This is a genomic window from Snuella lapsa (assembly GCF_039539345.1).
Taxonomy (GTDB): Bacteria; Bacteroidota; Bacteroidia; order Flavobacteriales; family Flavobacteriaceae; genus Snuella; species Snuella lapsa.
Map to the genome: position 1 here is coordinate 154,967 of NZ_BAABCY010000033.1, position 22,836 is coordinate 177,802.

Annotated in this window: 15 protein-coding genes and 1 tRNA gene; 4 read left to right on the forward strand and 12 right to left on the reverse strand. The window is 37.3% G+C overall.

Going from position 1 to position 22,836, the window contains the following annotated elements:
* From ABD792_RS06370 to ABD792_RS06390, 5 genes are all read right to left on the reverse strand, one after another.
* A partial coding sequence (locus ABD792_RS06370; protein WP_345005026.1) for an RNA polymerase sigma factor occupies positions 1-574 on the reverse strand: 574 nt, incomplete at its 3' end.
* 627 nt (positions 575-1,201) lie between these two features.
* A complete protein-coding gene (locus ABD792_RS06375; RefSeq protein WP_345005027.1) occupies positions 1,202-3,151 on the reverse strand; it encodes a c-type cytochrome in 1,950 nt (649 codons plus the stop codon).
* A 5-nt stretch (positions 3,152-3,156) separates the two neighbouring features.
* Positions 3,157-5,049 (reverse strand): 3-keto-disaccharide hydrolase, encoded by a 1,893-nt coding sequence (locus tag ABD792_RS06380; protein ID WP_345005028.1) that lies wholly within the window; start codon positions 5,047-5,049, stop codon positions 3,157-3,159.
* 276 nt (positions 5,050-5,325) lie between these two features.
* Complete coding sequence (azu, locus tag ABD792_RS06385) at positions 5,326-5,841, reverse strand: azurin (RefSeq protein ID WP_345005029.1); 516 nt, start codon at positions 5,839-5,841, stop codon at positions 5,326-5,328.
* A gap of 139 nt (positions 5,842-5,980) precedes the next feature.
* The gene (locus ABD792_RS06390; RefSeq protein ID WP_345005030.1) at positions 5,981-7,573 is read right to left on the reverse strand and encodes an NADP-dependent glyceraldehyde-3-phosphate dehydrogenase; all 1,593 of its coding nucleotides are present in this window, start codon (positions 7,571-7,573) and stop codon (positions 5,981-5,983) included.
* A 657-nt stretch (positions 7,574-8,230) separates the two neighbouring features.
* On the opposite strand from ABD792_RS06390, the gene ABD792_RS06395 reads away from it, so the two are divergent.
* The 3 genes from ABD792_RS06395 (at position 8,231) to ABD792_RS06405 (ending at position 13,234) form a co-directional block, all read left to right on the forward strand.
* A complete protein-coding gene (locus tag ABD792_RS06395) occupies positions 8,231-10,822 on the forward strand; it encodes a glycoside hydrolase family 95 protein (protein ID WP_345005031.1) in 2,592 nt (863 codons plus the stop codon).
* A gap of 147 nt (positions 10,823-10,969) precedes the next feature.
* The gene (locus ABD792_RS06400) at positions 10,970-11,773 is read left to right on the forward strand and encodes a 3-keto-disaccharide hydrolase (RefSeq protein WP_345005032.1); all 804 of its coding nucleotides are present in this window, start codon (positions 10,970-10,972) and stop codon (positions 11,771-11,773) included.
* A gap of 15 nt (positions 11,774-11,788) precedes the next feature.
* Positions 11,789-13,234, forward strand: a complete 1,446-nt coding sequence (locus tag ABD792_RS06405) for a Gfo/Idh/MocA family protein (protein WP_345005033.1) — start codon at positions 11,789-11,791, stop codon at positions 13,232-13,234.
* 84 nt (positions 13,235-13,318) lie between these two features.
* Here ABD792_RS06405 and ilvA read toward each other — a convergent pair whose 3' ends face one another.
* The 5 genes from ilvA to ilvD form a co-directional block, all read right to left on the reverse strand.
* Positions 13,319-14,584: a threonine ammonia-lyase IlvA gene (gene ilvA / locus ABD792_RS06410; RefSeq protein WP_345005034.1), complete on the reverse strand. Its 1,266-nt coding sequence runs from the start codon at positions 14,582-14,584 to the stop codon at positions 13,319-13,321.
* Positions 14,585-14,590: 6 nt separating this feature from the next.
* Positions 14,591-16,066: a ketol-acid reductoisomerase gene (ilvC, locus tag ABD792_RS06415; protein WP_345005035.1), complete on the reverse strand. Its 1,476-nt coding sequence runs from the start codon at positions 16,064-16,066 to the stop codon at positions 14,591-14,593.
* A gap of 9 nt (positions 16,067-16,075) precedes the next feature.
* Entirely contained in the window at positions 16,076-16,609 is a 534-nt protein-coding gene (gene ilvN / locus ABD792_RS06420) for an acetolactate synthase small subunit (RefSeq protein WP_345005036.1), read from the reverse strand.
* 118 nt (positions 16,610-16,727) lie between these two features.
* Positions 16,728-18,464: a biosynthetic-type acetolactate synthase large subunit gene (ilvB, locus tag ABD792_RS06425; protein ID WP_345005037.1), complete on the reverse strand. Its 1,737-nt coding sequence runs from the start codon at positions 18,462-18,464 to the stop codon at positions 16,728-16,730.
* A gap of 41 nt (positions 18,465-18,505) precedes the next feature.
* Complete coding sequence (gene ilvD / locus ABD792_RS06430; protein ID WP_345005038.1) at positions 18,506-20,191, reverse strand: dihydroxy-acid dehydratase; 1,686 nt, start codon at positions 20,189-20,191, stop codon at positions 18,506-18,508.
* Between the two features lie 609 nt (positions 20,192-20,800).
* Here ilvD and metK point away from each other — a divergent pair.
* Positions 20,801-22,054: a methionine adenosyltransferase gene (metK, locus tag ABD792_RS06435; protein WP_345005040.1), complete on the forward strand. Its 1,254-nt coding sequence runs from the start codon at positions 20,801-20,803 to the stop codon at positions 22,052-22,054.
* Between the two features lie 274 nt (positions 22,055-22,328).
* Here metK and ABD792_RS06440 read toward each other — a convergent pair whose 3' ends face one another.
* Positions 22,329-22,583 (reverse strand): GIY-YIG nuclease family protein, encoded by a 255-nt coding sequence (locus ABD792_RS06440; RefSeq protein ID WP_345005041.1) that lies wholly within the window; start codon positions 22,581-22,583, stop codon positions 22,329-22,331.
* A gap of 45 nt (positions 22,584-22,628) precedes the next feature.
* Positions 22,629-22,703 (reverse strand) — tRNA-Val (locus tag ABD792_RS06445).
* Positions 22,704-22,836 lie beyond the last annotated feature (133 nt).

Genomic DNA, 22,836 nt, shown 5'->3' on the forward strand with positions numbered 1-22,836 from the left:
TAAAGAAAAGAATGAAAGTTAAATTCTCATGGGCAAATAAAAACTCTCTAATAGTATCAAGGGCACTACTCATCTGGTTTTTAACCGTATTTTTTGATATCCCAAGCTCTTCACTTATTTGGTCATAACTCATCCCCTTGTTTCTTGAGAGCTCAAAAATACGTTTGCGCTTTGGCGATAATCTATTGATAGCCTGCTGTTTTATTTTTTCATAATAAGCTTCATCCAACTTTGCTTCAACAGGGCTACATACGGAGTCATCATAAAAAACATGCTCCCTCATATTCTTATCATTAGCCACTTTATGCAGAAAATTGATTGTTAAATTACGGGTAATGGTAAAAATATAAGACTTGAAGGACAGGTCAGGATCAAGATTATCTCGATTTAACCATACTTTTAAAAAAACATCTTGTACAATCTCTTCAGCATACTCCTTTTGCTTAAGCATACTAACGCTATACCTATAAATATCATCTTTATAATAATTAAACAATTTCAGAAAAGCAGTTTCACAACCATTTGCCACCTGCTCTACCAAAAAAGAATCATTATACAGATAATTTTTACTCATAAAATTTAAATGCGCAAAATATTAATACTTACCTAACCGAATACCAAAAGTGAGGTATTCGTATTTTTTAACTCGCTAAAATCGTAAATCAGCAAGCAAAATATTAAAATTTTGTTAAATAAAAAATAAGCTTATAATTTTTATTTAACAAAATACTTTTAATTAACTCGTCATGCTATCGCTTCAAAACTCCCATATTTTCTATAATTACACAACTTTCTATTAAGCGTATAGTTATATTATTCTTAAGTAAAATTTCCGAATTCATCCACCTTTTTGACGAAAATGAGCAACCAAATAATCAATTCTTTTAACGTATTTAGAGCATATATCAAGGTAAAGTACTACAAACAAGGCTACTTAGCATCCTCTCTTATCCCGTAGTCAGATAAAAACTATTAAAGTTGGCTAACAAATTGAGTTATGCACCATCTGTAATACTCGGCATTCACTTTAGTAATCTCCTTTCAAAGTCTTGCTTATCTTATAACAAACAAAAGAAAGAAGTGACAAATTAACAATTCACCACTTCTTTCAAAAATATCTAATCTTTATAAAAACAAAAGAACGCCTTGATTAAAAAATTGCTCTAAAAAAACGCTTTACAAGGTCCCTTTCAACTTAAAGTTAATCGTCTAACGAATTTATCCAAGCTGCAATTTTTAAAGCTTCAGCTTTAGGCACTTGTGGCATTGGTGCCATAGGCGTAGCGTATTCCGGCCAGTTTTTGGGTTGCGGATTATAAATAAGTTCAACAATTTTTTCATTGCTATAATTACGTTTTGCAATCGACTTAAAAGATGGGCCTACAACTCTTTTTTCTTTATTATGACATGCAACACATGTATTATTGGTTAGCAATGGTTGCACCTCAGCATCACTTAAAACAGCAACCGATTTTACGCTTTCCTTTTTATTTACACTTGCCTTTTTAGCAACTTTCTTTTTAGCAGCACTTGATCGTTTGGTTGAAAGCTGAGACAATTCCAATTTAGAACCATCTGGTATATTGTTTAAAGTATAATAAAATGTTGGATGTAATGTCAACACATCCCCTCCTTTAAGCTTAACCCCTTGCAAGGTCATTTCATGAACATAGTATTGTCTTAAATTATCCGTTACAACACGTACTTTAAGACCATCTTCACTTACCTTTACGCCTTTTATTTTAATATCTTCAATATTTGTTTGTGGGCTTCCATAAGCGGGGTGGTACTTATAGATATAACTTTTACCCTTATAGGAATCTAAATCTTCTGCCGAAGCTTTGTCCACTGGTTTTGTAAACTCTATCTCAAAACCGTCGGGCATGGCTTTTACAGCCTTCATCTCAAAAGGCACACGTCCTGTCCACGTTAGATACTCCAAACCTGAATTTGTTGTCCCGGCAGACCCCCACCCCCTGTTAGTTTCTCCAACAAAAAGATTACCGTTATTATCAAAATCCATTCGCATCACTCCAGATTGAAACCCTGATCTAAAATCGAAAGCTACTCCTTGATACTCACCTTTTACTTTCTCAAGAACAACACGCATTATCTTACTCTGCCCCATATCTCCAATAAGCACCTGACCTTCAAAAGGCCCAAACTTACCTCCGGTTTTATCAACTTTGACCTCAGAATTTGAAATCCCTAATATGCCATGTGGTAGCACTACCGCTGGTAATTGCAACTCCGGAAAAGACTCTTTTAATTCATAAACAAAATCGGGATCTTCTTCATCAAGAATATTTTCAGGTTTCACATATCTTCCATTCTTTTTAACCTGTCGTTTATCAATTTTACTATAAAATTGTGCTTCTGTTAACTTAATTGGAGATCCTTCCAATTCACTCCATTTAAGTCCAGCTGGATGCGCTGTAACCACACCTTTTGGCAAGTGCCACAAAGCTCCTGACCCAATCCAATCTCCTTGATTGTCTGTATAAAACAACTCGCCATCTATTAATCCATATCCAGCAGGAGAACGCATTCCTGTTGCCCAAGGCTCCATCTTTCCATCTTCAGTTATTTTCATTGTCCAACCCCTCCAAGGCACACGACTTTCTCCTCGCCACCACTCTTCACTACCAAAGGCCACATTGGCAGTTACAAAAAATGTGTTGTCTGGAGCCAATACAGGACCAAACGAATATTCATGATAATGTGTCGATAAAGGCCAAGCATAAATGGTTTCATATATATCGGCTATTCTATCTCCATCAGTATCTACAAGCTTTGTAAGCTCTCCTCGCTGCGCCGTGTATAATGCACCATCCTTATAGGCTAACCCTAATGGTTCGTGCAGTCCTGAAGCAAACTTTATAAATGTAGATGGCTCTCCATTAGCCATAGTTGGATTTTCTATGATCCAAACATCACCACGTCTGGTACAAACAGCAATACTTCCATTGGGAAGAGATTCAACCCCTCCTCCTTCTACAAGAACGCCTTCGGGAGTTGGCACTTTGGTAATTCTATAATAATCTTCTTCTTTTGGTGTATTTTGTGCCAACAGCCCTTGTACGGATACAAACACTAATAAAGCTGTAACTATTTTTACACTATAAATTCTGCTATATATTACTTTTCTCATAACGCCTACCAAATTATTTCATATTTAACCGTACTCCCGTCAACTGGAATCACTAATTCTGTTTCCCCTTCTACTTCTCTTATCGTAGGGGTTTGCCCCGATAACACTTTAACATAGTATTTCTGATCACCAATAGCGTATGAACCATCAGACATTTTTTTAACTGACCCTGAGGCTAGCTTACAATACCAATTAACCAAACCTGACTTCGAAAAATGAATATTATGAGCAACATGTGTATTGCCAGTTGACATTATACTACTCTCAATCTCCACATCTTTATAAACATATTTGAACACTGGCTGCCCCGTCACTTTATCAACAGTATAACCTTTAGATATAAAATCGGGAGCACTTCCTGTTACCGGAAAGGCTTCCTTTAAATCGGATAGCTGTGCTACAGGTTGACTCAAGAACGTCCATTGGACAGCACCTTTAGGTCTGAACGACCCATCTCCCCTGTTATGCCACATAGGTGTTGCATCGACAAAATCGCCTCGCCAAACACCAACAAGATTACCTGCCCCTAAATCGTATACATAATTTATACCTTCTGGCATTCCTACTCCAATAGTATGTGATAAGCGCTTACCATTACCTTTAAAAGCTACAAAAGCTCTTAACATACGTGGTTTTGCTCCTGGTTGTACAAATATTGGCGACACAGAGCTTACCGAATTTGGGTATGAGTCATATACATTAAGCACTTTCGGGTTTGTTGCCGCTGTACCTATTGAAAACCCAAGCCTAGGGGCTCTCCAAGCAGCTGATTTAATATTGGTCAATACGAAGTTATGCTCACCCGGTTCTAGTTTTAAAGTTGTATTAAGTGTTTCATGTCTATCTGAAGCATTCTTCTGAATAACCCACATTCCATCAACCTGCAACGAAACCCCTCCGGTATATCCAACAGACAAAATATAATCGTCTTCTTTTGGGATATTCAACACTCCTGTATATTTGATACCATAGGCATCTTCCTCTCCAGTTTGGTTAACATCAATTAAATTGGCTTCTCCTTCAGAAATCATATTGACTTCCCTTATTTCATCCAAGCCTTTAAAGTTACCTTTGTATGCTTTGTATGTCAAAGAAGACACATACACATTTGAAGGTTCTAACAACTGGTATTTAATATTTCTAAATGCTACTGGCCCATGATCTCCTTGAATCATAAGAGGGCCTTTAGCTACTTCATTTTTCGCAATCGGACCACCTGTATAGTGTGGTACCTCTACATTTGTATGAATTGCCACGCCATTAAGTATAACGGAGACAAATTTAGCATTTGCTATTTTTTCTCCTAATGCGTTAAATCGCGGAGCTTGAAAATGAATTTTTAATTTTTGCCACAGGCCTGGTGCTTTTGATGCATTACTCAAAGGAGCAATGCCTCTAAATATTTTATCTGGAGCAGTTTCCCAATTATTGTGAATACCTCCCATATCAGACATTTTAGGGTTTTCTACACCCCAGCTATCCTTAAGCTGCAACTCATACCTACCTTGTAAATAAATTCCCGAATTAGATCCTTTAGGCAACATCACTTCCAATTCTAATTTGATATCGCCATGTTCCCATATTGTTTTTAGAGCATCTCTTTTTTCAGAATCGTTTACATTAAGAAGAATTCCTGTACCTGACTTAAAGTCTATGGGCTTTAGTACTACCTGATTTTCACTTTTTCGTTTTCTCTTTTTTCTCTTTTTTGATTTTGCTTCTACCTCGTGATTTTCCAACTCATGCACATCAACATTCCGATCTACAGTAACTTCCCCCACAATTTGCCAGTTCCCCGCTTGTTGGTCAAAATCATTCAGGTTATCAAGCTTTATCTGCTCCTGCGCAAATAAATTAGCCCCAAAAAAGAGCATGGCCAATAAAATTTTGATCTTCATAAATAAATCCTTCTAATAATTAATCTTAAAATTTAGTTTAGTAGCTGCTTGCTAACTGCAACAAAACCAAATATATATATACAGCTCAATATTATTGTGCAGTATTATTCAGTGAAAAAAATTATACAAGTACAAACACAATTAAACATCTACCCTTATATAAATTAACCAGCAATAACTCACAACAAATAACAACCTTTAAATCACAGAGCAAAAAAAACCTCAAGAACAAAACAATCCTTGAGGCTTAAAATATTAATTTTATTTTATTTTAGTTTACTCTACAATAAACTTCCCTTTCATCATGCCATAGTGTCCTGGGAAACTACACAAAAATTCGTATTCCCCTGGCTCAGGTGCCTCAAACTCTATCGAGGTAGTCTCTCCTCCTCCTATCAATTTAGTATGGGCAATAATGTCATTCTTTGCATCTGCTGGTATAAATTCCGTATCATGAGCTGTTGCAGATTTATTTCCGAAAGCTACAAGATCAACTCCTTTATTAAGCAACACAAAATTATGCCCCATGATTTTCTTATCCAATTTACCAATATGCCTAAGGGTTAACTTTACTTTTTTACCTGCTTTTACCCTAATTTCAGCTTTATCGAATTTCATCATGTCGTTACCAGAGATAACCACATTACTGATATCTTCCTCAACCTCTTTTTTAGGTTCACTGGTTTTCTTTTCATATGAAAACCCTTCTTTTTTCTTCTCTTCTTTTCCTCCACAACCAACTAATAGTGCACAAGAAAAAATCGACACTAACACGTATTTTATTGTTCTCATTTTTAGCATTTTGTTTAGCATAATTTCACTCTTTTAAGATAATCAAAAATACACATATATACCAACATTATTGTATAGTATAATTCAGTGAAAAAAATTATACAAAAAAAACAGTCCAGTTCTTTGGACTTTTATGTTCCTACAATATGTAATCGGTACTTATAAAATTAGATGTTTTCTTTTCCAAAAGCTCCTTTAAAATAGCATTATTATAATTATTGTCCTTGGAGGCTACAAAGGTCCTAATCGAGAATGAGCGCAACGCATCCACAACACTCAAAGTACTAAATGCAGAATCTTTTCTTCCTGTAAATGGGTAAACGTCGGGACCACGCTGACATGAACTATTTAAATTAACGCGACATACCAGATTAACCAAAATATCGATTAAAGGCGATAGCGTTGTAACATCCTGACCAAACAGGCTTACCTGTTGTCCATAATTAGATGCAGCCATGTCATCCAGAGGTTCATCGATCTCTGTAAAAGACACTACTGGTATTACTGGTCCGAATTGCTCTTCCCGAAAAACCCGCATAGATTTATCCACGGGATACAATATGGCCGGAAAAATAAAATTCTCTGATATTTCTCCTCCTTTATTATTTATAACAACAGCTCCTTTTTCCTCTGCATCATCTATCAATTCTTTTATGTAACCAGGTTTTTCCACCTCTGGCAATGGTGTTAATTTAACACTATCGTCCCACGGATTACCAAACTTAAGCGCGTCAACTTTTTCAGAAAAACGCTTGTTAAATTCATCAACTATGGATTCGTGAACATAAAGCACTTTTAATGCGGTACACCTTTGCCCGTTAAAAGACAAGGTTCCTGTTATACACTCATCAATAGTTAAATCCAGATCGGCATCGGGCAAAACGATAGCTGGATTCTTGGCTTCCAATCCTAACACCAAACGTAATCTATTCTTTTTAGGGTGCTGGTTTTGAAGCGCATTAGCCGATTTACTATTACCTATTAATGCCAGCACATCTACTTTTCCAGATTGCATTATGGGCGTAGCTAAAACACGCCCTCTTCCATAAATAACATTTACAACGCCTTTTGGAAAACTATTTTGAAAGGTCTCTAACAAAGGGGATATCAACAATACGCCTAGCTTCGCCGGTTTGAAAATAACCGGATTCCCCATAATTAAAGCTGGTATAAGCAATGTAAACGTTTCGTTTAACGGGTAATTATAGGGGCCAAGACACAATACAACGCCCAATGGCCCTCGACGTATATGTGCATAAACGCCCTGTTGCTTTTCAAATTTTGCCGAGTCGCGATCCAATTGTTTATAGGCTTCGATGGTATCGTAAATATATTCAACCGTCCTATCAAATTCCTTTTCCGAATCTGGTAAATTCTTTCCTATTTCCCACATTACAAGCTTGACAACCTCATCCCGTTTTGTCTTCATCTGCGAGACAAACTTTTCCATACAGGCAATTCTATCTACCACCTTCATGGTTGGCCATAAACCTTTTCCTTTATCGTAAGCCAAGCAGGCCGCGTTTAACGCGTCCAAAGCTTCTGTTTCCCCTAATTGCGGAATACTCCCCAACAACGTTGGTTCGTATGTTTTAGTCGAAGAAATCGTAGAATAAACATTAATTGTATCTCCTTTCCATTCCCTCAACTCTCCTGACACCAAATAGTTTTTTTGATGTAGTAAAGTTGTTATTTTATAAGGCTCAGGGATATCCTTGAAAGATCTATTCATAATATAAGTTGTTAGAGTTTAGTGTAAGGCTAAGATACCTATCTTTCTATTGAAATCCCTTTTAAAAGCTGTCCATTTTGAAAGAAATACTGAATTCTTAACACTTTAATTACTAGGCTATAAAACGTTTATAACGAAATCGATTTCGACTGTTAATTTTATTTCTATGCGACTAAAAATTCTGTGTTGTTCTTTAAAATTTCAAGGAAGAAATCAGGCTATTTGTTCCGAAAATTCTGAAATTACATAGTCATGACACCACATAAGCGACTTACACCTTACCTTAAGATAGACATCCCTTATCGCACAAACTCCTCAGTTTTCTTCATTTTATAATGAAATACAAGAAACAGAACAAACCAATCTTGTCCTCCAGGTTCTCTCGTAAAATCTTAAATGCCTCAGTCATGTAATTCTCGACAGTTTTAATGGAAGCATTTAATTACGTTCTTTTCGAGAAAATGCAAAATAAGTACTAACTGCAGTGTTATTTGTTCAAAGAATTATCAGACTTTTGAGTTAATTTCATCCCGTTCTTTTCTTATTTAAACAATTTCAATTTATAGGATGCAAAATTTGAAGTATTTGTTATTTCTCCCGATATTCCTCCTTGTAGTAAAAGCAATGACAAACTGCAAACTAAAAACAACGTTAATAATGAACAAACCACTCCTTATAACAGCACTTTTTCTCTCCCTTAACAATCTGTTCGGACAATCAAATGACAACCTATTATACTACGAGCAACCCGCTAAAGTATGGACCGAAGCCCTCCCTGTTGGTAATGGTTACATGGGAGGCATGATCTTTAGTGATCCATACAAAGAACACATTCAACTAAACGAAGGCACCTTATATAGTGGAGATCCCAATCACAAATATGAAAATTACAACATTCGGGAAGACTACAATGAAGTTATCAACGCCTTTGATCAAGGTGATTATGCGGAGGGGCAAAAATTAGTTCAAAAAAACTGGTTGGGTCGGCCGCAAGATCTGTTTCAACCTATGAGTGACCTATGGATAGAGATGGGCCATAAAGGCAGTATTTCCAACTATAAAAGGTCTCTGGACGTTTCCAATGCCTTACACAAAGTAACCTATACCATAGGAGAAACAGTTTATGAACGTGAAATATTTGCGAGTTATCCAGATCATGTCATTGCCATTAAGCTTACTTCCAATGGTCCAGACAAAATGAACGGATCTGTTTCATTTACGACTTTACACGAGCCCACTATGGAAGTTGGAGGATCCGATAATTTATTATTCCTCAATGCTCAAGTACCGGGTTTTGCCTTACGAAGAACTCTGGAACATGTTGAAAACTATGGAGATGAACACAAATATCCGGAAATTTACAACAAAGACCGAAGCAGAAAACCTTTTGCCAAACAAATACTCTATCATGATGAAGTTGACGGATTAGGCATGTACTTTCAATCCCGACTAAAAGTAAACAATGCAAATGGTGAGGTTAGATACAACAAAGGAAAGTTAAACTTCTCTAATGTTTCCGAAATGGTTATCCTGCTTACTTCGGCAACGAGTTTCACCGCGTTTGATGAAAGTCCGACAAACAAAAACCTACCTGAAGAGCGCACTAAAGCAATTTTGGCCGCAGTCAGCAACTCAAACTACCAACAGATCAAGACACGACATCTTTCTGATTATAAAAACCTTTTCAACCGCGTTGATCTTCAAATAAACAAAACAAACAAAAAGACACAATTACCCACCGACCAAAGAATTATTCATTATGAAAAAGGGGGAGATGAAAGTCTTGTCTCATTATTTTTTAAGTATGGGCGATATTTGATGATTTCAGGATCCAGAACAGGGGGACAACCTCTTAACTTACAAGGCATTTGGAATGACAAACTTATTCCTCCCTGGGCCAGCGCGTATACAATGAATATCAATTTACAAATGAACTACTGGCCTGCCGAAGTCACTAATCTTTCAGAGTGCCACACCCCTTTGTTTAGTGCCATTAACGAACTTGCTGAAAATGGAAGCAAAATTGCACGATCCATGTATGGCAATGATGGGTGGCTGGCAAATCACAATATGTCTATTTGGAGGAATTCGGGCCCGGTCGATTCTTGTCCCTGCTCCTTCTGGCCTGTAGGCGCAGGATGGTTAGTAAGTCATTTTTGGGAACATTACCTTTTTACAGGCGATGTCGACTTTTTGAAAGAACAGGCCTTTCCTTTATTGCGAGGTGCCGTCCTTTTTTACAAAGATTGGCTTACTCCCAATAAAGACGGTTATCTGGTTACTCCCGTAGGACACTCTCCCGAACAAAGCTTTTTGTATGGTGATGGTAAAAGTTCTACTCTAAGTCCTGGCCCAACTATGGATATGGCACTTATAAGAGAAAGTTTTTCCCGATACTTACAATCTTTAAATGTATTAGGATTGGAAGACCATAAGCTTAAAAAGGAAATATTAGAAAAACAGAGCAAGCTCCTTCCCTATCAAATAGGAAAGCACGCCCAATTACAGGAATGGCAGTTCGATTTTGAAGATAGAGATATACACCATAGACATATTTCACATTTGTATGGTTTTCATCCTGGCAACCAAATTACGCCAACAAAAACCCCTGAATTAGCAAAAGCCGTTAAACAAGTATTATTCCGAAGAGGAGATCAGGCAACAGGATGGTCAATGGGCTGGAAAGTAAATATGTGGGCTCGCCTCTACAACGGCGACAAATCGCTAGCAATCTTATCGAAGCTCATCCATTTAGTTAAAGAAAACGATCCTAATTTTAAAGGCTCTGGTTGTTACCCAAATATGTTCGACGCCCACCCGCCCTTTCAAATTGATGGTAATTTTGGAGCAACTGCCGGTATCGCTGAAATGTTACTACAATCGCATGACGGTTTTGTCCACTTACTTCCCGCACTTCCCAAAAAATGGGAAAAAGGACATATCTCTGGCTTAAAAGCCCGTGGTAACTTTGTAGTTGATATTAAATGGCTTCACAATTCCTTAAAAGAGGCAAGAATACTATCTAACAATGGAGGTATCCTCCCTATAAGAAGCCCAATCCCTTTAAATATTACCGGAGGTAAAATAATAACGAACAAAGAAAATAACGCTTTACTATCACCTATGGATTCCATTACCGTATTGGATGATAAAGGAAAAGCGACGCTGCCGGAACTAAACACGCCTCATTTTTATGAATATTACATCAACACCAAACCAAATGACCTGATCACACTAACAAAAAAATAAAACTAACATAAAAAACCCGTTCAATTTTTTATATTTAAAGTTTAATAATTTTACAAATATGAAATGTGCCATAACAATTCTTGATAGCATAGAAGATGTTTAATGGTGAATTCCATCTAACCAATGAAAACAATAAAATTTAAACAGATGAAACATCTAATTTTAGCATTATCTTTTACGGCTCTTATTTTATCCTGTAAGGACAAAGAAGACAGAAAATCGCCACCTCTAACTCAAGAAACAACGGATCAACCCCAGGCTAATGAAAGCGATTGGATTTACCTTTTTGATGGCTCCAGCACCAAAGGCTGGCGTGCCTACAACGAGGACACACTACCTCCAGGCTGGGTTATAGAAGACGGTGTTCTAACATTTAATACCGAACTGGGTTTGGAACAAAATTACAAGGGCGGAAAGGATATTATTTATGCTGCTGAAGAATTTGATAACTTTGAGCTTCACGTAGAGTGGAAACTTCCACCAGGCGGAAACAGTGGCATTTTTTACCATGTAAAAGAAGGCCATAAATCTTTACCTGAGACTTCTCCTGAATACCAACTTATTGATGATTTGGGTTATGCCAAAATACACGATCTAACCGAATACAATTTAAGTTTAGGTTATACCGAAAACCCTGAAGAATTAAAACCGTTACAAAAAACAGGATCCGATTACGCCATGCACCCGGCCGATCAGTCACAAAAAGTACTAAACCCCATTGGAGAATGGAATACTTCTAAAATTATATTTACACCAGAAAAAGTTGAACATTGGCTTAATGGAAAGAAGCTATTATCTTTTGTTCCATGGGATGAAGCTTGGCATGAAAAAAAGAATTCCGATAAGTGGAAAAACAGTCCAGATTATGGAAAATATAAAACGGGATATATTGGACTACAAGACCATGCCAGTTCTATTTGGTTTAGAAACATTAAAATAAAAAAACTATAGCTAAAACTTTAGATCATGAACAAAAGAGAATTTTTAAAAAGAAGTAGTTTAGGCGTTACAGGATTAGTTTTAGTACCGTCCCTTGTTATGTGCAAAGAAAAACCTATTGTTAAAACACGTATTAGAACAGCTCATATTGGCGTTGGCGGTATGGGAAAGGCTGATCTTGATGCCATTGCCTCTCATCCGTTGGCTGATATAGTTGCATTATGTGATGTGGATTCCAATAAGCTATCAGAAGCCAAACAGCAACACCCAAACGCAAAGGTTTTTTCAGATTACCGTGTTATGTTAAAAGAAATGGCCGACGACATAGATGCTGTAATTGTATCTACTCCCGATCATACCCATGCACCTGCATCGATGCTTGCTATGAACATGGACAAACCCGTGTATTGCCAAAAGCCATTAACACACTATGTATCAGAAGCCAGAGCCATGAATAAACTGGCCAAAGAAAAAAATCTGATTACGCAAATGGGCATTCAGGTACACTCTTTTTACGATTATAAGTTAGCTACGCTTTTAATTCAATCTGGGATTATAGGTAAAGTACATACTGTACATGCATGGTCTCCAAAAAACTGGGGATATGATGGTCCAGCTCCAGAAGGTAGCGACCCCGTACCTAATACTTTAGATTGGAACCTTTGGTTAGGAACTTCTTCTGAAAGACCTTATAAAAATGGCATGTACCACCCAGGTAATTGGCGTAAAATAATGGATTACGGCTGTGGCACCCTTGGTGATATGGGAGTACATATTTTTGACACACCATATAATGCCCTTGAATTAGACGTCCCTATGACCATTAAGAATGAATGCAGGGAGACTACAGGCTTTGGATATCCTGAAAACAATATTGTAACCTACGAATTTCCTCAAACCAATTATACTTCAGAAACCTTAAAATGGATTTGGTACGATGGTCCCGGCGCCCCCAGAGACCATGAAGACCTAAAGTTACCAGGTATGGATGAGGCTGCAAAAACAGCGGATACATCGATCAACGAAGAGGCTTCTCTAGAAGACAAAGTGTCTCTTGAAGCCAAAACGGCCAACGAAGGTAGCTTGCCTGAGCAAGGCGCCATGTTTGTTGGTGAAAAAGGCCGCTTACTTTTACCCCATTTTATGCAACTGCCTCAGAAAATTGTTGACGGGAAGTATGTAGACATCTCTTCTGAAATTGCAGCAATCTCAGAAGCTAACAATTTGGGAGAACCAATTCGTAATTATGATTCTGAAGGGCCTAAGCACTATCACCAGTTCATAGATGCTTGCTTGGGCAAGGACACTTGTAGCGCTCCATTTTCTTATGCCTCTAAATTAACCGAAACGATCCTTTTAGGTGTAATAGCAGGGCGTTTTCCGAACCAAACCTTACATTGGGATAGTGCAAACGCTAAATTCACTGAAGAGGAAGCCAATCAATATCTCGAAGGTACGTATCGTGACTTCTAATTAATCATTAATTGATAATTAAAAAGCACTTGTTAAACCATATTTAACAAGTGCTTTTAATATATTGTAGTACAGTGTATATTATCACACCAAAAACTGAAATAAATCAGGTTTATCGTTCAAATAGTCTCCAAAAAAATTACGTTGCTTCATTTTAGTAATTAGGGGATCTAAGTCACTGGTAGATTTTAATTGAATACCTACTACCGCAGACCCATTCTCACGATTGGTCTTTTTAGCATATTGAAAATACGTAATATCATCATTAGGCCCTAAAATATCCACTACAAACTCTCTTAAAGCGCCCGCACGTTGCGGAAATTTTATAATAAAATAGTGCTTTAAATTGGCATACAACAAGGCGCGTTCTTTTATTTCCGGTGTACGCGTAATATCATTGTTACTGCCACTCACCACACAAACAACGTTCTTTCCTTTAATTTTTTCGGCATAAAAATCCAAAGCCGAAATACTCAAGGCTCCAGCTGGCTCTACAACAATGGCATCTTTATTATACAAATCTAAAATAGTCTGACACACTTTACCTTCTGGCACCGTAATCATATCATGCAGATATTGCTTGCATATTGGAAATGTAAGATCCCCTACACGCTTTACTGCTGCGCCATCAATAAACTTTTCAATATAATCTAGTTCTGTATTCTTATCATTCCTTATAGACGTTAACATGGAAGGTGCCCCTTCAGGCTCTACTCCTATAATTTTGGTATCTGGCGAAAGCGCATTAAAAACAGCTGATAAACCAGCTGCCAATCCCCCGCCTCCAACAGCAACAAACACATAATCGATGGGCTCTTGTGCCTGATCCAAAATTTCCAGCCCAATAGTAGCTTGTCCTTCAATAACTTTTTTATCATCAAATGGATGAATAAATGTTTTATGCTGCTTTTCACAAGCATTAATTGCCAAATGGTAAGCATCATCAAAAGTATCACCTTCCAAAACAACCGTAATATAATCGCCTCCAAACATTTTGGTTTGCTCGACTTTTTGCATAGGTGTTACCGAAGGCATATAGACAACACCCTGAATTTTAAGGTGGTTACACGCAAACGCAAAACCCTGGGCATGGTTACCTGCACTAGCACAAACCACACCGTTTTTGGACTCTTCTGGTGTTAAGGAACTAATCTTATTATAAGCCCCCCTTATCTTATAAGAGCGTACTTGCTGAAGATCTTCTCGCTTTAAAAGTATGTTGGATTGATAGTCATTTGAATATCTGAGGCTAGCCTGTAAAGGCGTAACTGCCGATACATTTTTAATTGTATCGGCAGCTACTTGAACATCTTTGATTTCAGGAAAATACACTAATTTTTCCTCTTCCATAACTAGTTAAACTATTGGTTTCATCGCTGTCATAGACGCTCTTAACACAGCACCTACTTTTTCAACGGGATGTGCTCTTAAAGCCGCATTTACTTCAATTAGTCTTGCGTTATCAACACCTTCGCCATTATCTTTAGCATAAGCTTTACCAATTACATCGGTATCGATTTTCTTCATAAAATCGGCCAATAACGGTTTACATGCATGATCGAACAAATAACAACCATACTCAGCTGTATCAGAGATTACGCTGTTCATTTCATATAACTTTCTTCTTGCAATGGTATTAGCAATAAGCGGTGTTTCGTGCAAGGATTCATAATATGCAGAGGCATCTATAATTCCTGATTCGGTCATAGCTTCAAATGCCAACTCAACTCCAGCTCTTACCATTGCCACCATTAACACCCCATGATCGTAGTACTCTTGCTCAGAGATTTCAACATCTCCAGCAGGTGTTTTTTCGAATGCAGTTTCAGCTGTTTCAGCTCTCCAGCCTAATAAATCTTTATCACCATTAGCCCAGTCTGCCATCATGCCACTAGAGAAACGACCTTCCATGATATCGTCCATATGCTTTTGAAACAACGGACGCATGATACCTTTTAATTCTTCAGATAATTCAAATGCTTTAATTTTAGCTGGGTTAGACAGACGATCCATCATATTGGTTATTCCTCCATACTTAAGCCCCTCGGTAATGGTCTCCCATCCGTATTGGATCAATTTTGAAGCATATCCAGCATCGATTCCTTTTTCAATCATTTTATCAAAACAAAGGATAGATCCTGTTTGTAACAAACCACAAAGAATTGTTTGTTCTCCCATTAAGTCTGATTTTACCTCAGCAACGAAAGATGATGCTAAAACTCCAGCTCTATCACCTCCTGTTGCAGCAGCATAAGCTTTTGCTTGTGCCCAACCTTTTCCTTCAGGGTCATTTTCTGGGTGCACCGCAATAAGTGTTGGAACCCCAAAACCACGCTTATACTCTTCTCTTACTTCAGATCCCGGACATTTAGGTGCTACCATAATAACCGTAAGATCCTTACGGATTTGCATTCCTTCCTCTACGATGTTAAAACCATGAGAATATGATAAAGTTGCACCTTGTTTCATCAAAGGCATAACTGCATTAACTACATTGGTATGTTGTTTGTCTGGAGTTAAATTCAACACTAAATCGGCTGTTGGAATTAGTTCTTGATACGTTCCAACATTAAACCCATTTTCGGTTGCATTTACATAAGAAGTGCGTTTTTCTGCAATGGCTGCATCGCGTAAGGCATAAGAAATATCTAATCCCGAATCACGCATGTTTAACCCTTGGTTAAGACCTTGAGCTCCACAGCCAACAATTACTATTTTCTTACCTTTTAAAACATCTACGCCATCTTCAAATTCTGAAGACTCCATAAACCTACATTTCGATAATTGATCTAACTTATCTCTTAACGATAATGTGTTAAAATAATTTCCCATTTTATTGTGTTATTGATTATTGAATGCTAAAAGCATTTCTGTTATTTTCATTTCTTCTTTGGTTACCGCAATACGTCCAGAACGCACAAACTGCATAATTCCAAACGCATTTAATTCTTTTCTTAGAGCCTCTATTTCATGACGCCTTCCTGATTTCTCCAATACGAAAAACTCTTTATTTACAGTAACAATTCTAGTATTACTATCCTTTATTATGTTTTGAATTTGAGGTTCCTCAAACAATAAATCTGATTTAATTTTAAACATACAAGATTCCGTAAAAATGGTCTCTTCATCCGTATGATAATATGCTCTAATAGCTTCTACTTGCTTTTCTATTTGACCTATAATTTTCTTAGCTTGAGGTTCTGTAATATTTACAACAATTACAAAGCGATTTACGCCTTCAATTTCAGATTGCGATGTTGTTAAACTTTCTATATTGATATGTCTGCGCTGAAAAATAGCTGAAATACGATTTAGTAGCCCAATATTGTTCTCGGTGTAAATTGAAATCGTAAAAGTTTTTATTTCTTCGTTCATTTTGTTAAAGATGAAAGAGAAAAGATGAAAGAGAAAAGATTACTTTACCACAAATCTTGATGTCTCTTTAATATTATCTCTCGTTAATATTTCTATTTTCTTTTATCTATTTCTTGATTTAACTTAAGCGAATATCTGAAACCGATGCTCCAGCTGGAATCATAGGAAACACATTATCCTCTTTTTCTACACAAACCTCCAAGAAATAAGCGCTATCTGAAGCTATCATTTCCTTAACAGCTTCTGCCAACTCTTCTCTTTTAGTTACGCGCTTAGTTCTTAAGTGATATCCTTTGGCAATCGTTATAAAATCCGGATTGGTCATTTCTGTCGAAGCATATCGCTTATCAAAAAACAACTGTTGCCATTGGCGAACCATACCTAAAAACTCATTGTTCAATACAACAATTTTAACTGGTATCTGTGTTTGGAAAATGGTACCCAATTCCTGAATATTCATCTGAAAACCTCCATCACCAATAATAGCCACTACTTCACGCTCTGGTGCTGCCATTTTAGCTCCCATTGCCGCAGGAAGTGCAAAGCCCATAGTCCCCAAACCACCTGAAGTAATATTACTTTTGGTTTTATTGAACTCCGAATAGCGGCAAGCAATCATTTGGTGTTGCCCTACATCAGAAACAATAGCTGCATTTCCTTCACTTTGCTTGTTTATTTCTTTTAGCACTTCACCCATAGTCAACCCTTCTTTGGTTGGATGAATGTCATTCTTTATTACCTTTTCAAACTCTGTAGCATACAGCTTTTTAAATTCGTCCAACCATGCATCATGTGTGTTTTCATTTAACAAGGGCAATAAAGCCGTTAAACTTTCCTTGGAGTCACCTAAAACCGCCACATCGGTTTTTACATTCTTGTCAATCTCTGCTGGATCAATTTCAAAATGAATTACCTTGGCTTGTTTTGCATAGGTATCTAATTTACCTGTAACACGGTCGTCGAAACGCATTCCTATAGCTATAAGCACATCGCATTCGTTAGTTAACACGTTAGGTGCATAATTACCATGCATACCTACCATACCTACATTTAATGGGTGTGATGTTGGTATTGCAGAAGCTCCCATAATGGTCCACGCCGCTGGAATACCCGCTTTTTCAATAACAGCCTTTAATTCTTCTTCGGCTTTACCAAGAATAACACCTTGTCCCCAGACAATCATAGGCTTTTTTGCAGCGTTTATAATATCGGCAGCGGCTTGAACGGTATCATTATTTAATTTTGGAATAGGATTATAACTCCTTACCCCAGTACATTTTTCATACTTAAAATCTAACTCTGAAACTTGAGCATCTTTAGTAATATCGATTAATACAGGCCCTGGGCGTCCACTTTTGGCTATATAAAATGCCTTGGCCATAATTTCTGGTATTTCAGATGCTTTAGTAATCTGATAGCTCCATTTAGTAACGGGAGTAGAGATACCTACGATATCGGTTTCCTGAAATGCATCACTTCCCAATAAATGTGAAAACACTTGTCCTGTGATACACACCAACGGTGTCGAGTCTATTTGAGCATCTGCAATTCCTGTAATTAAATTGGTAGCTCCCGGACCAGAAGTTGCCATCGCCACACCTACTCTGCCTGAAATTCTAGCAAAGCCTTGAGCAGCATGCGCAGCTCCCTGTTCATGACGTGTAAGAACATGATGAATTTGGTCTTGATATTTATAAAGGGCATCATAGACCGGCATAATAGCACCACCTGGATATCCGTACAGTATATCAACACCTTCAGCTATTAAACATTTTACAACCGCCTCACTTCCACTAATACGTTCTGTAGTACCTTTTGAAGCTTGTTTTGATTCTAATGTCTCTGTTTCTTTCATAATCTCAACTATTATTTATGAGATTTCCGCTTTTGCGGAAACTAGAATGCATCAGTAACACAACCTTTTGAAGCTGAAGCTACCGATTTAGCATATTTATATAATATTCCTTTTTTATGTTTCAATTCTGGAGCCTTCCATTGGGCTTTTCTTTCTGCTAATTCTTCATCAGACAGTAAGACGTTTATAGAGTTGTCCTCTGCACTAATCCTAATTCTGTCTCCTGTTTTCACTATTCCAATTGCACCACCTGTTTGAGCTTCTGGCGTTATGTGCCCCACTACAAAACCATGTGTTCCTCCAGAAAACCGCCCATCGGTTATAAGTGCTACTGATTTTCCTAATCCAGCTCCCATAATCAAGGATGTAGGTTTAAGCATTTCGGGCATACCAGGCCCACCTTTAGGCCCAACATAACGAATAACCACAACATCGCCCTTTTCTACCTCACCTTTGGATATTCCTGTATTTGCTGCTTGCTCTCCATCATACACTACCGCTTTACCTTCAAATACCAAACCTTCTTTTCCAGATATTTTTGCAACAGCACCTTCAGACGCTAAGTTTCCATATAGAATTTGCAAATTCCCTGATGATTTTAAGGCTTTATCTGTTGGGTATATAACGTCCTGATCGTTTTCAAATTCAAGAGGTTTTACATCTTTTAAGTTCTCGGCCAATGTTTTACCAGTAACCGTTAAACAATCACCATGTAAATAACCGTTATCCAATAAATATTTCATTACTGCTGGTGTCCCTCCAATACCATGAACGTCTTCCATTAAATATTTTCCAGACGGTTTTAAGTCGGCTATTAATGGTGTTCTATCACTTACACGTTGAAAATCTTCTAGTGTAAATTCAATATCAGCCGCATGTGCAATGGCTAAAAAGTGTAATACCGCATTGGTAGAGCCTCCTAAGGCATTTACCAAAGCAATAGCATTTTCAATGGACTTTTTAGAAATAATATCCAACGGTTTTAAATCCAGTTCCAAAAGATTTTTTATAGCTATTGCCGTTCTTTCGGCTTCCGATAATTTATTTGGGTTTTCGGCTGGAATTGAAGAGTTATAAGGTAAAGCAAATCCCATACACTCAATAGCCGAGGCCATAGTATTTGCCGTATACATTCCGCCACAAGCTCCCGCTCCCGGAATAGCTCGTTTTATAATTTCTCGGTATTCATCCTCATCAATTTCTCCTGCTACCTTTTGTCCTAAAGCTTCAAAAGCCGAAACTATATTGAGCTTTCGTCCTTTGTATTTCCCAGAAGCTATAGTGCCTCCGTACATCATAATGGAAGGTCTGTTTAATCGCAGCATTGCAATCACCGCCCCAGGCATATTTTTATCACATCCAACAACCGAAACTAAGGCATCATAACTTTGAGCATTCATCACAGTCTCTATAGAATCTGCAATAATATCTCTAGACGCTAATGAATAGTTCATACCAGAAGTCCCCATAGATATACCATCACTAACTCCAATGGTATTAAATCCTAAACCTACCATATTAGCGATCTTGCACTCAATTTTCACCTCAGCAGCCAATCCATTCAAGTGCATATTACATGGGTTACCATCGTAACCTGTACTTGCAATGCCCACTTGAGGTTTTTGCATATCTTCATCGGTCAGTCCAACCGCATATAACATAGCCTGTGAGGCAGGTTGGGATTCATCCTGAGTTAACCTTCTACTATATTTATTAAGTTCCTTCATTTTTATTGTAGATAATTTTATGTTTTATCCTATTTGTTTTAATATTATTTAACGTTTTAAGCTTTTTAACAGAAACTTCCTAATGCTACAAATAAGCTTCGAAATTAATTTATTAGGTTTTTAATTGCCCTATTTATTGTTTTTTAAGGTTAAACCCAGCAACACAACAAACACCGCAACTATTTGAAAAACAATAAATTAACATCGTTTTTTTATGATGTTCAAAAATGAAAAAATATTCAATAAAAAAAGCCTTCCGTTTACGGGAAGGCTTTTAAATATATTTTAAGTTTATATACCATCCCATTATCCTCATGAAATAATCACGATGACGATAATAGAAATGATATTTAAAAATTGTCTTTTCATTTATGAGGGAACAAATATTTACAAATAAATTTTAATAAACAATTAATTTCCGAAAAAAATAAAAATCAATTCACTTTTACTTTTATTTTTTTACTTTTGCCCTCACAAATAATAGAGGAAAGATTTGACTGATTGCAACCTCTTTATACCGAACGTGTGTCGGTATAAAATAAAAATGCTAAAGGCAGTGTAAACTTCCTGAGACGTTATCGTCAAATCTTAGATTAAATTAATAGATATATGGCTTATTTATTTACTTCGGAAAGTGTTTCCGAAGGACATCCAGATAAGGTGGCAGATCAAATTAGCGATGCGTTAATAGACAACTTTTTGGCCTTTGATAGAGACTCTAAAGTTGCTTGTGAGACCTTGGTTACAACTGGACAGGTAGTTCTTGCGGGCGAGGTTAAATCGCATACTTATTTGGATGTACAAAAAATTGCGCGTGACACCATAAACAAAATTGGGTACACAAAAGGCGAATATATGTTTGATGGTAATTCTTGTGGTGTATTTTCTGCCATCCATGAACAATCTGATGATATTAATCGTGGTGTTGACAGAGCTAGCAAAGAACAACAAGGTGCTGGCGACCAAGGGATGATGTTTGGTTATGCTACGCGCGAAACCGAAAATTACATGCCTTTGGCATTAGACCTATCTCACAGGATACTAAAAGAACTTGCAACCCTGCGTAAAGAGAACAAAGAAATCACCTATTTAAGGCCCGATTCTAAAAGTCAAGTTACTATAGAGTATAGCGACAATAATATTCCTCAGCGTATAGATGCTATTGTTGTTTCCACCCAACACGATGAATTTGGGGATGATGAAAGCATGCTAGCTAAAATAAAGGATGATGTTATTAATATTGTTATCCCTCGGGTTATTGCCAAGCTGCCTGAACCAACGCAAACCTTGTTTAACAGTGATATCACTTACCATATTAACCCTACTGGGAAGTTTGTAATTGGTGGACCACATGGTGATACGGGTTTGACCGGACGTAAAATTATAGTTGATACGTATGGTGGTAAAGGCGCTCATGGTGGCGGTGCATTTTCTGGAAAAGACCCTAGTAAAGTAGACAGAAGTGCCGCTTATGCTACGAGACACATTGCCAAAAATTTAGTTGCTGCAGGTGTGGCCGACGAAGTTTTGGTACAAGTAAGCTATGCTATTGGTGTAGTAGAGCCTATGGGAATTTTTATAGACACTTATGGCACTTGTCCTTTTAACATGACCGATGGTGAAATTGCAAAAAAAGTAGAGCAACTATTCGACATGAGACCGGCCGCCATAGAAGAACGACTAAAGTTACGCTCACCTATGTATAGCGAAACAGCTGCATATGGACACATGGGACGTAAAAATGAAATTGTTACCAAAACATTTTCGCAGCCAAACGGAGAATCTGTGACTTTAGATGTAGAATTGTTTACTTGGGAAAAATTGGATTATGTAGACAAAGTAAAAGAAGCCTTTGGTTTATAAACCAATGAGATTATAAGAGTAAAAAAGACTGCTAATTGGCGGTCTTTTTTTTAACGCTCTTTTCTCGGAAACGAAATCAAAAAAATATGATTTGAACCTGATCATGTAATATTTTAAAAAATATAAGGTGTCAATTATAGCTCCTAAGAAGTAAGGATATTATCTTGCAAAAAACAAAAAAGGTTACCCATTTATACGGACAACCTTAGATTTTGTGGGCGCGAAGGGATTCGAACCCCTGACCCTCCCGATGTAAATCGGGATGCTCTGAACCTTAGTTCTGTCCCTGCTCTATTAAATCCTCAATCTTCTTTCTGCTTTTCCATTTCTTTATTTGACGCTCCCGTGCCAGAGCATCTAGTTTGGCAACATATGCTTCTTTATAAACCAAACGCCAATCCTTTGCCCTGGCGGTAAATCCCTTGTGATTCTGTAAATGCCTTTCCAGTCTTCCCTGAATGTCCTTACTGGAACCTATGTAGTACTTGTTCAGTAATTCAGAATACAATATATAAACGTAATATACCATAAAACAAAAAAGGTTACCCATTTATACGGACAACCTTAGATTTTGTGGGCGCGAAGGGATTCGAACCCCTGACCCCTTGGGTGTAAACCAAGTGCTCTGAACCAACTGAGCTACGCGCCCTGAATTTAGGACTGCAAAGATAAATTAGTTTTTTAATTGGCAAAACTTTTTTATCCAAATAGCAGGGCAATTTCATTTAAAAAATTAGGGAATTGATTTAGATAATAATTATCTTTCCCAAGTCTAAGTTTTC

Bases quoted from the DNA above. Each gene is read 5' to 3' on its own strand.
- ABD792_RS06375 (WP_345005027.1), bottom strand. From the start codon at position 3,151: ATGAGAAAAGTAATATATAGCAGAATTTATAGTGTAAAAATAGTTACA.
- ABD792_RS06380 (WP_345005028.1), bottom strand. From the start codon at position 5,049: ATGAAGATCAAAATTTTATTGGCCATGCTCTTTTTTGGGGCTAATTTA.
- azu (WP_345005029.1), bottom strand. From the start codon at position 5,841: ATGAGAACAATAAAATACGTGTTAGTGTCGATTTTTTCTTGTGCACTA.
- ABD792_RS06390 (WP_345005030.1), bottom strand. From the start codon at position 7,573: ATGAATAGATCTTTCAAGGATATCCCTGAGCCTTATAAAATAACAACT.
- ABD792_RS06395 (WP_345005031.1), top strand. From the start codon at position 8,231: ATGAACAAACCACTCCTTATAACAGCACTTTTTCTCTCCCTTAACAAT.
- ABD792_RS06400 (WP_345005032.1), top strand. From the start codon at position 10,970: ATGAAACATCTAATTTTAGCATTATCTTTTACGGCTCTTATTTTATCC.
- ABD792_RS06405 (WP_345005033.1), top strand. From the start codon at position 11,789: ATGAACAAAAGAGAATTTTTAAAAAGAAGTAGTTTAGGCGTTACAGGA.
- ilvA (WP_345005034.1), bottom strand. From the start codon at position 14,584: ATGGAAGAGGAAAAATTAGTGTATTTTCCTGAAATCAAAGATGTTCAA.
- ilvC (WP_345005035.1), bottom strand. From the start codon at position 16,066: ATGGGAAATTATTTTAACACATTATCGTTAAGAGATAAGTTAGATCAA.
- ilvN (WP_345005036.1), bottom strand. From the start codon at position 16,609: ATGAACGAAGAAATAAAAACTTTTACGATTTCAATTTACACCGAGAAC.
- ilvB (WP_345005037.1), bottom strand. From the start codon at position 18,464: ATGAAAGAAACAGAGACATTAGAATCAAAACAAGCTTCAAAAGGTACT.
- ilvD (WP_345005038.1), bottom strand. From the start codon at position 20,191: ATGAAGGAACTTAATAAATATAGTAGAAGGTTAACTCAGGATGAATCC.
- metK (WP_345005040.1), top strand. From the start codon at position 20,801: ATGGCTTATTTATTTACTTCGGAAAGTGTTTCCGAAGGACATCCAGAT.
- ABD792_RS06440 (WP_345005041.1), bottom strand. From the start codon at position 22,583: ATGGTATATTACGTTTATATATTGTATTCTGAATTACTGAACAAGTAC.